The organism is Priestia sp. P5_B4 (assembly GCF_056400385.1).
The window spans coordinates 1-4386 of sequence record NZ_JBFULJ010000289.1; the positions used below are offsets into that span (position 1 = coordinate 1).

Below are 4386 nucleotides of genomic sequence, written 5' to 3' on the forward strand. Positions count from 1 at the left end.
ATTATGGGCAATGGTTAGTCATTTTACGTTTACATCGTTTATTCCTTTACCTCATATGCTGATGAATCCATGGGTTCAGCTTGCTTTAGCTACGCCTGTTCAATTCGTGGTAGGGAAGCAATTTTATGTAGGCGCATTTAAAGCTCTGCGTAACAAAAGTGCCAACATGGATGTTTTAGTAGCACTAGGCACAAGCGCAGCTTATTTCTACAGTCTATACTTTTCTCTTAAATCACTTGGGTCATCTGCTCATACGAATCAGCTTTACTATGAAACGAGCGCTATATTGATTACGCTGATTCTTTTAGGGAAATTATTTGAAGCAAACGCCAAAGGCCGTTCTTCAGAGGCAATTAAAAAGATGATGGGCTTACAGGCTAAAACGGCCGTTGTCATAAGAGACGGAGCGGAAGTTGAAATTCCAGTGGAAGAAGTCCAAAAAGGCGAAGTTATTTTTATTAAGCCTGGTGAAAAAGTGCCTGTAGACGKAGAGATTATTGAAGGGCAATCGGCCTTAGATGAGTCCATGCTGACAGGTGAAAGCGTACCGGTAGATAAAAACATTGGAGATAAAGTCATTGGGGCCACACTTAATAAAAATGGTTTTCTAAAAATAAAAGCTACAAACGTTGGCAGGGAGACGGCGCTTGCACAAATTATTAAAGTAGTAGAAGAAGCGCAGGGTTCTAAAGCGCCTATTCAGCGATTAGCTGATTATATCTCAGGTATATTCGTGCCAATTGTAGTCGGAATTGCACTTCTTACTTTCTTTGTTTGGTATATTTGGATTGCGCCTGGCGAATTTGCACCGGCTTTAGAAAAGCTCATTGCCGTACTAGTGATTGCATGTCCATGCGCGTTAGGCTTAGCTACTCCAACTTCCATTATGGCGGGGTCGGGCCGCGCAGCAGAATTTGGTATTTTGTTTAAAGGCGGGGAGCATTTAGAAGCAACGCATAAAATCGATACGATTCTTTTAGATAAAACGGGAACTGTTACAAATGGAACTCCCGAGTTAACCGATGTACGTATTGCACAAGACTACGAAGAAAATGAGCTATTGCAGTTAGTTGCATCGGCTGAGCGTTTGTCGGAGCATCCTCTCGCTCAAGCACTCGTAGCAGGTATAAAAAATAAAGGTATAGAGATTCAAGATCCGTTATCTTTTGAAGCTATTCCAGGGTATGGAGTGAAAGCAACTGTACAAGAGCGAGAGCTGTTAGTGGGAACAAGAAAGCTTATGAACCAACATAAAGTGAATATTGATACAGCCTTAGAAGAAATGACAAATTTAGAACGAGAAGGAAAAACGGTTATGCTCGTTGCTCTTGACGGAAAATATGCCGGCATGCTTGCTGTTGCAGATACCATTAAAGTGACTTCTAAAGAAGCGGTTTCCAGGTTAAAAGAAATGGGTTTAGAAGTGATGATGATTACAGGTGATAATCGTCAAACAGCTCAGGCTATTGCGATGCAAGCGGGTATTGAGCACGTTATAGCAGAAGTGTTGCCAGAAGGCAAAGCAGAAGAAGTAAAAAAGCTTCAGCAGCAAGGTAAAAAAGTCGCAATGGTAGGAGACGGTATTAATGATGCTCCTGCACTTGCGTTAGCTGATATTGGAATGGCCATCGGAACAGGAACGGATGTAGCGATGGAAGCCGCTGATATTACGCTGATGCGAGGAGACTTGATGAGCATTGCAGATGCGATTGAAATGAGTAGAAAAACGATTTCTAATATTAAACAAAATTTATTCTGGGCAATGGGCTACAACACGCTTGGTATTCCAATTGCAGCAGTTGGGCTGTTAGCCCCTTGGGTCGCTGGAGCCGCGATGGCCTTTAGTTCTGTATCGGTTGTATTAAATGCACTGCGATTGCAGAGAGTGAGGCTATAAGATATGAAAAAGTGGATCGTCTCAGCTATTTTGTACGTGCTCGCAGTCATAGCAGTATATGCTATGTGGGCAATATAAACTAAAAAATATTAGAGTCATCGAGTCATTCTCGGTGAAAGTGATCTAAAAGCAAAGCTGCTAAAGAATATTCTTTAGCAGCTTTGTTAGGTGCAAGGAATTTTTTTGATTCAATTCATACCCTTTAAGATGAAGGTCTTCTGGGTGTTTTTGCTGAGCAATTAACATATCACGTCCATCATCCATAATCCAAATGAAATAATGACGGCTAGAACCATTTCCATAGGTAATGGTCATTTTGCAATCGATGCTCCCAGCAGATTCTTCATCTAAGAGAAGTTTCATATGCTGCGCTTTTTTAATACTGTTAGTGAATGCATTCATATCTTGTTCATCGATAAATGTTTTGAGCGTTTTCATTTTAATGGACGTTACTTCTATTTTTTGTACGCTAGATGAGAGAGTGGAGTGTGCGGAAGCAAAAGGGGCTCCAATCACCAAGCTAAACGCAAGTAACAGTGAGGACAGAGCAAAGCGTATTTTTAGCATGTTTCTTTCCTCCTTTTATTTTTATATTTTTTCCTTGTGGTAAGTGATTCATACGAGGGCCTTTTTTAGGCACAGGAATTATTCGTGCCCAATTACCTTCATCTTCACAAAATCTGCACAAATTCTGGCTACAATAAAGAAAAGAAGAAGAGTAGGCAAAGATAAGTTGTTTCTAATGATTAAATGATTTTTATTTTAAAGTTTATTATGTGGAAAAGAGGGACTGTTATGAAAAAACAGCTATTTATTCTTGGGGCATCTGTCATTATTGGACTAAGCGGATGCGGAAACGATTCTAGTCATGAAAAGCCTTCAGCTGACAAAAACAAATCCATGCACGATCACTCAGAGATGAATCACTCTAGTTCAGGAGAGGTTCCAAAAGGATTAAAAAAAGCAGAGAATCCAACATATAAAGTTGGGGATAAAGCCGTTATAAAAGCAGATCATATGAAAGGCATGAACGGGGCTGAAGCAACGATTGTTGGTGCTTACGACACTACGGCCTATACCGTTTCGTATACGCCAAAGACTGGCGGGAAAAAAGTAAAAAATCATAAGTGGGTTATTCAAGAAGAAATAAAAGGTGCGGGTAACGAGCAGTTAAAGCCAGGTAGCGAAGTAACGCTTGAAGCAGATCATATGAAAGGTATGAAAGGGGCAAAAGCAACGATTGATTCAGCCGAAAAAACAACGGTATACATGGTAGACTACACAACGACTACAAGCGGAGAGAAAGTAAAAAATCACAAGTGGGTAACCGAAAGTGAACTTTCAGCCAAATAGACTGTTAGCGAAAAAAGAGGCTGGTACAAAAGTATTTTAGGTGAAGGAAGATCCGAACGATGAATCGAGATTCTTGATTGAGAATCTCGATTCATCGTTTGGATTTTTTCGTTGTTATGGTGAATGTAGGTGGTTGCTTCTAGCTGTAGTTTGGATTGATTTAGTTATGACTTAATCTCYTGTTGTTTACTTCTTGTTTTATGTTTTATCATGAGGGATTTCTTGCATGATGGATAAAGAAAACGTATGTTTCTTTCAAAAGAAGTTGTGGTATTAAGTAGAATGCTACGGTAATAAAACGAACAAACTACTGATGAAAGGAGCTAGCTATGAGTGAACATACAGTAAAGCGAACAGGACGCACACGATGGTTCATTTCATCTTTGTTAAGCAGTATGATTATTTTAAATTATTTTGATCGTGTAGCGGTGTCAGTGGCCGCTCCTGCAATACAAGATGCATTTCACTTAACGGGAACAGAGCTCGGAATTGTCTTTTCTATTTATACGTATTCTTATACGATCATGCAAATACCTGCCGGAAGCTTGCTTGATCGGTTCGGAGTAGCATGGGTAACAAGAGTGGGTATGGTGATTTGGAGTTTATTAACGATGTCGATGGCATTTTTACAAGGAAAACTTCTTCTCTATATCGTTCGATTTTTAATAGGAATAATGAGTGCTTCAGCTTTTCCAGCAGCGTCAAAAGCTACATCTCTATGGTTTCCTCMAAACGAAAGAAGCTTGCCAAATTCTTTGTTTGATTCAGCAGCCAAATTTTCAAATGTACTTGGCGCGCCTCTTGTAGCATTTCTCATCACTAAATTTGATTGGCGCACAGCATTTTTATCCATTGGAATTATAAACGTGTTGTTTACGCTGCTGTTTTGGTTTTATTACGAAAAACCAGAAAAGCATAGACGCATATCAGATGATGAGCTGAAGTATATTCAAGAAAATAATTTAAATGCGAACGATGAACAAACATCAAAATTTTTACATACCTTAAAAGTATTATTTACGAATCGAAAAGTTTGGGGGCTAATGATTGGGTTTACAGGCTATGGATATACGTTTAATTTACTGTTAACGTGGCTGCCAACTTTTTTAAAAGAGAAATACGGTATGGATATCATG

Annotated in this window: 4 protein-coding genes; 3 read left to right on the plus strand and 1 reads right to left on the minus strand. The window is 39.4% G+C overall.

All coding sequences use genetic code 11. From position 1 onward, the window contains the following. The coding region (locus AC1DRF_RS17705; RefSeq protein ID WP_477741284.1) for a copper-translocating P-type ATPase at nucleotides 1-1897 on the plus strand (1897 nt) is incomplete at its 5' end. Nucleotides 1898-2035: 138 nt separating this feature from the next. Here the strand turns inward: AC1DRF_RS17705 and AC1DRF_RS17710 are convergent. After that, nucleotides 2036-2464 (minus strand): hypothetical protein, encoded by a 429-nt coding sequence (locus tag AC1DRF_RS17710; RefSeq protein WP_230184717.1) that lies wholly within the window; start codon nucleotides 2462-2464, stop codon nucleotides 2036-2038. A 228-nt stretch (nucleotides 2465-2692) separates the two neighbouring features. Here AC1DRF_RS17710 and AC1DRF_RS17715 point away from each other — a divergent pair, with 228 nt between their 5' ends. Both AC1DRF_RS17715 and AC1DRF_RS17720 read left to right on the plus strand, forming a co-directional pair. Then, nucleotides 2693-3250, plus strand: coding sequence for a YdhK family protein (locus AC1DRF_RS17715; protein WP_477741285.1), 558 nt, complete (start codon nucleotides 2693-2695; stop codon nucleotides 3248-3250). Between the two features lie 329 nt (nucleotides 3251-3579). Next, a partial coding sequence (locus AC1DRF_RS17720) for an MFS transporter (protein ID WP_477741286.1) occupies nucleotides 3580-4386 on the plus strand: 807 nt, incomplete at its 3' end.